Origin of the sequence: Pedobacter borealis DSM 19626 (genome assembly GCF_000708285.2) — a bacterium.
GTDB classification, from domain to species: domain Bacteria; phylum Bacteroidota; class Bacteroidia; order Sphingobacteriales; family Sphingobacteriaceae; genus Pedobacter; species Pedobacter borealis.
On record NZ_JAUG01000157.1, the window covers coordinates 1 to 5,260 of the forward strand.

Annotated in this window: 4 protein-coding genes; 3 read left to right on the forward strand and 1 reads right to left on the reverse strand. The window is 42.1% G+C overall.

The genetic code is table 11. The features are described 5' to 3' along the window. Positions 1-368: 368 nt before the first annotated feature. The gene (locus AW17_RS22860; protein ID WP_157280407.1) at positions 369-689 is read right to left on the reverse strand and encodes a helix-turn-helix domain-containing protein; all 321 of its coding nucleotides are present in this window, start codon (positions 687-689) and stop codon (positions 369-371) included. Between the two features lie 792 nt (positions 690-1,481). On the opposite strand from AW17_RS22860, the gene AW17_RS22865 reads away from it, so the two are divergent. The 3 genes from AW17_RS22865 to AW17_RS22880 form a co-directional block, all read left to right on the forward strand. Next, the gene (locus tag AW17_RS22865; protein ID WP_029280562.1) at positions 1,482-1,778 is read left to right on the forward strand and encodes a hypothetical protein; all 297 of its coding nucleotides are present in this window, start codon (positions 1,482-1,484) and stop codon (positions 1,776-1,778) included. A gap of 321 nt (positions 1,779-2,099) precedes the next feature. Next, complete coding sequence (locus tag AW17_RS22875; RefSeq protein WP_157280408.1) at positions 2,100-3,344, forward strand: TlpA family protein disulfide reductase; 1,245 nt, start codon at positions 2,100-2,102, stop codon at positions 3,342-3,344. A gap of 21 nt (positions 3,345-3,365) precedes the next feature. Continuing rightward, positions 3,366-5,260: TonB-dependent receptor plug domain-containing protein (locus AW17_RS22880; protein WP_157280409.1), on the forward strand; the 1,895-nt coding region annotated here is incomplete at its 3' end.

Consider the following 5,260-nt stretch of genomic DNA (forward strand, 5'->3'; position numbering starts at 1 on the left):
GAGATTTAATAATCGAACTCAGGTTAATATTAAAAAGTTGCGGTCGTAACAAGGTCAAGGAAAACTTCCTGAAGGAGGTTTTTTTCGGTATCGAGATATTAAAAATCAAATAATATTTCTTGATCTTTTTGAGAAAAATGACTTTAAATATTACTATCGAAATACATAATTAACCACAAAGATTCTTTGGTCTATATGATGGATAGTGATGAAAAAAGAATGGGAAATGGGGCCACAAACTATCCTGTTTTGTGAAAAAGATTTTTAATGTGCTTTAGGGGATATAATGATCAGCATTTCATTATTGGCCGCTTCTTTCTTTAGTTGTTCTGATCTTTAGATTTGCTACTGAATCATAACAGCTTATGTTATTCCAGCCCAGCGCTAAAGTCTATTCCGAAATCAAAATCAAGAAGTTCTGTCGGATGGATTTTTAAACCTATTGCCAATCTCATTATTGTAATAAAACTAGGGCTGGTTTCTCCATTTTCATATTTAATAATATCTCCGGTATTAACTCCGCTTCTCTTGTAAAATTCACGATAAGAAAGTTTCTGTTTCTCCTTTAACGATTTTAAATGCTGACCGAATCTTTGCAGAATTATTTTTTCTTTCTCACTAATCATTTCATTGCTTATTAAAATATTAATGGCAATGTCTTTTATATTTAATTTAAAATCGTCATGCAATTACTTGACATTTAGCTTTTTTTTATTTACATTTACGTAATAAAAAATAAAACCAGTAAAGGTAAAATTAAGAGTCTTGCAACCTCAAATCTCACGCCGTTGGAGCAGGACAGCAGATTTTATCCCATTTCTTATAGCGGAATTGCTATCTTTAGCTTTCCAAAATAAGAGTGGGCTTCTGCTGTAATTCCATTTCAACGTAAGGCGTGAGAAACATTATGAGGTTATGGTTTGGGAAGCCCACTTTTTCCTCTCTCCGCCAAGACTCATAACATACGATTATGAGCAAACAAAAAATAAGTTGGATTAACTGGTTGGTACTACCTGAGGTGGGTATGTTTCAATATGTTATTTTAATGGTTTGCCATTTTCAAATATTTCTATATCAGTCTCTGTTAAGTTGCCCGTTTGATCGGCTTTATGCCTTGAAACCGAAGAACCCTGAGTAGTTTTTGGGATGTGGCAGGTTGGCCTTTATGGTCGAAAATAAAATAGGTTCTTAATGATGATGGCCTGCCTCATTTTTTGTTTGTTTTAGGACTTGTCGACTGGTTTCATGGGTTTTTTTGCCCTTCTTTCGTCTATTTTTTTGCGTTTGAAAAAATAATCGGTTTGGCCGTGATGGAATTGGTATGTCCGAATTTTTGTGTCTGGGTAGGGCTTTTTCCACTGTTATTGCCTTTTCCGCAAAATGGGTACAGTGGGTTTAGTTAGAGCTGGCTGTTCCCAGGTACTATTTCCGGGCGGTCTTTGCCTTGATCGATTTTTATTTAAAATTTTTAATCCTGTCATATGAAGACCAATAGTAGTTATTTGCCGCTTTTTTTTCTCTGTTGGGCTTTTCTTTATACGCCATTGGCTTTACTGCGTGGTTTCTCTTCGGAAGTTGAAGAGCGCGATACTCCTGATGCACGTGATCTGCCTAAACCGTGGATATGCGGGCAGGTGGATTTAGTGGGGGTTAATGGTTGTGGGGTAAGGCCTTTTTCCTGTTTTGATGCTGCTTCTTTCGTAGCTGAACAGGAGCAGTTCGGGGATGGTGCTATTGGTTATATGGATAAACGGTTCTTTGCTTATGGGCTTAAGTAGCTTTTACCTTTTCGATTGGCTTTATGCCTTAAAGCCCAAAAACCCGGTGTAGGGTGCTTTAGCCCTGCTTTTCTGGTTTTAACGGAAATAGGTTCTTTAAGAATGCACCAGGCGGCAGGGTTTTCTCTATTTATATCAACTAACTAACAACCATCAGCATATTTTTTTGGTGTGGCCTGTCTATGCCAAAATTTTAAACGGTTTAAGGTAACCAATGCCGGTTCCGCCTGGTCCGCAAAGCAGGTACGGCAGGCTTTAGTTCGGTTTTGATGCCGGCTAAAGCTTTTAAGGTTCCAATTTCTGCTGATTAAACCAAACCATATGAAACGAATTATTTTAACGGGCTTTATGCTCATTTTTTACCTGTCTATATATGCCGCTGGCCCTATTGGGGTTTTGAAAGTGGGCGATCGCGTTCCTGATGCTTTCTGGTCTGTTTCCTATAAATATTTTAAGGGGGGCAAAGTATTTACCCAAAACCTTTCGGGCTATAGGGGCAAACTTTTAGTTATCGATTTCTGGGCTACCTCGTGTGTGCCCTGCCTCAGGGATATGCCGGGGCAGTTGGAGGTAATAAAAAGAACAGGCCAAAATGTTGGGCTTGTGCGGGCAACCTACGTAAAGGAAGAGCATATCCGCAAATTCTATGCTTCGCCGAGCAACCTGATCGGCACGGGGTTCGAATCTATCATTTCAGATACCGTGCTGCTAAAAATATTTCCCCACAGTTTAATACCCCACCTGGTATGGATCGGTGCCGATGGCTTTGTTAAGGCCTTTACCGATGGCGAGGCTTTTAACCAGGAGAAAATCGGCCTCGCATTAAAGCACAGCTTCATAGAAACCCAAAAACAAGACCTGACGGTAAATGTACCCCTATACATGGAGAAAATCCCCGCTAATATGGTATCGATCAATATGTTGTTTAAAGGGCATGTAAATGGGCTTGGCTCTGGTAACGAGTATAGAACGCTTGGTGATAAAACCGGTTACCTGGTTAAAAACCTTCCGCTTAGGTGGCTGTACACTTCGGTGGCGATGAAAAAATTTACCTGGTTCGGCAACCATAGGATGGTGACCAATTTCGGTGATGATGAAACATTTAACAGTTACCAGTTAAAAAAGGAAAACCAATGGACGATAGATTTTTGGCTGCCCACCAGAGATTCGCTCCATCTTTTCTCCAGGATGTTCGATTACCTGAACGCAAATTCGGGTTACAGGGCCGAAGCAAAAAAGTTGAATACCAAATGCCTGGTGTTAAGTTATTCGCCCAAGGCTAATGGCATTGAGCTGTTGAGCCATGGCGGGAGCATGATAAACAGGCTGTTTAGGGCCGATGGAAAGCTGGTAAATGCACCTGTTAAATACCTGTTGAACAGAATTCTCGATCAGAAATTTATTTCCTTACCAGTGGTCGATGAAACGGGGATTACGGCCAATATCGACCTGGTGATCCCTAAATGTGAAAACCTGGAGGCGCTCAATGCCGCACTTGCAGTGTATGGGCTGGTTTTAACCCCATCAGTAAGGGAACTGGATATGCTGGTAATCAGCAGGAATTAATTATCAATAACCGATCACATTATGAAATATATATTATCATACTGCTTTTTACTGCTTGTTTTTACTTCATCTGCCCAGCAGAAATTTATCCTGCTTGTGGTAGACAGCGAAACCAATAAACCCATACCTTCCGTAAAGATCTATTTTAACGGACCAGCGAAGGATTTTGTGACCATGGAAGATGGAACTTCTACTTTTGTGATGGATAAGGGCCTGTATAATGTTACGCTGAGCCATATAGGTTACGAAACCCTGGCCGTTTCGCTCAGCGTACTGCCGGGCGAAAAAACTGTGCTGAAAATGCGGCCCAGGTTAAATACCTTGCAGGAAGTTAATGTGAGCACAGGCTACCAGACCTTGCCCAAAGAAAGGGCAACGGGCTCTTTTACCACGTTGAACAATAACCTGCTTTCGCAACAGGTAGGCGCCAATATTATTGCAAGGCTGGAGGCGGTTTCTTCAGGGCTGATTGTCGATCGGTCTACGCCTTCTTCGGGCAGGCTGATGGTGCGGGGTCTTAGTACTATCCGTGGGCCGAAATCGCCTTTGGTTGTTCTTGATAACTTTCCCTACGAGGGCGATATCGATAACATTAATCCCAACGATATAGAATCGGTTACCATTTTAAAAGATGCTGCTGCAGCCAGTATTTGGGGCGCAAGGGCAGGCAATGGCGTTATTGTTATTACGTCTAAAAATGCACGGTTTAATTCGCCCACCAAGGTAAGGGTAAATTTAAACAGCACTTATGCTGCAAAGCCCGATCTGTATCGGTCGCCACAGATGAATACCTCCGAGTATATAGATACCGAAATGTTCCTTTACGAAAAAGGCTTTTATACCAGCTCGGTAAACAGCAACCTTGGGCCTGTGCTTTCGCCGGTCATCGAAATTTTAGTGGCGAGGGATAAGGGCAGCATATCGGGCGAAGGTGCAACAGCATCAATAAACAAGTTAAGGGCGCTTGATGTACGCGATGAGTACCTGCAATATTTTTACCGCCCTTTATCCAATAACCAGTTTGCGGCTGATATATCAGGCGGAGGGGAATCTTTTAACTGGATTTCTTCAGTTTCCTATGATAACAATGTATCCAATCTGGGCGCAATTTTCAGCAAACTCAACGCAAGGATACAGCTGAACCAAAAGATAGGGAAAAACCTGCAGTTAAATTTTGGAGTATATTATACCAATAGCCGCTCCAAAACGGGAAGGCCTGCCTATGGTACCGTTTTTTATTCGGGCAACCATTTATACCCCTATGCATCGTTTGCAGATGCTGATGGTAACCCTGTAATACTGCCCAAAGATAGGAGGAACGCTTACTTGGCTGGCCTTGCTGGCGGGAAATTGGGCGACTGGGCTTATTATCCTTTGGTTGATGATGAAAATATTGACAATTCAAATAAGCTGGCTGATCTATTGCTCAGCGCTGGCATTCGGTATAGGCTTCCCCTAAACTTTTCGGTAGAGCTAAAATACCAGTTCGAAAACCAGGATGGCAAAAACAGGGTTTTGTATAATGAGCAGAGTTATTTTGCCCGGAATCTGGTGAATGATTATGCCCAGTATACCGCGGGGCAACTGGCCTATAAAATACCGAAAGGCGGGGTGCTTGATAATAACAACAGTGTATTACAGGTGCACAACTTAAGGGGGCAGTTAAATTATAACCTTAATGCAAACCTGCACGAGCTAAACGGCTTTATCGGTGCAGAAACACGCGATGCCTCAACTGATGGGATCAGCGCACGCCTGTACGGTTTCAGGAACGATATCCTTACCGCCGGAACGGTAGATTATACGGCCCTTTACCCGCTGCTGAGCACAGGATCTTCGGCCTACATCCCCGATAGGAATGGCATCAGTTCGGTAACCACAAGGTTTGTTTCCCTCTTTGCCAATTTTGCTTATAC

Coding starts and splice junctions, on each gene's coding strand:
- AW17_RS22865 (WP_029280562.1), top strand. CDS start 1,482: ATGAAGACCAATAGTAGTTATTTGCCGCTTTTTTTTCTCTGTTGGGCT.
- AW17_RS22875 (WP_157280408.1), top strand. CDS start 2,100: ATGAAACGAATTATTTTAACGGGCTTTATGCTCATTTTTTACCTGTCT.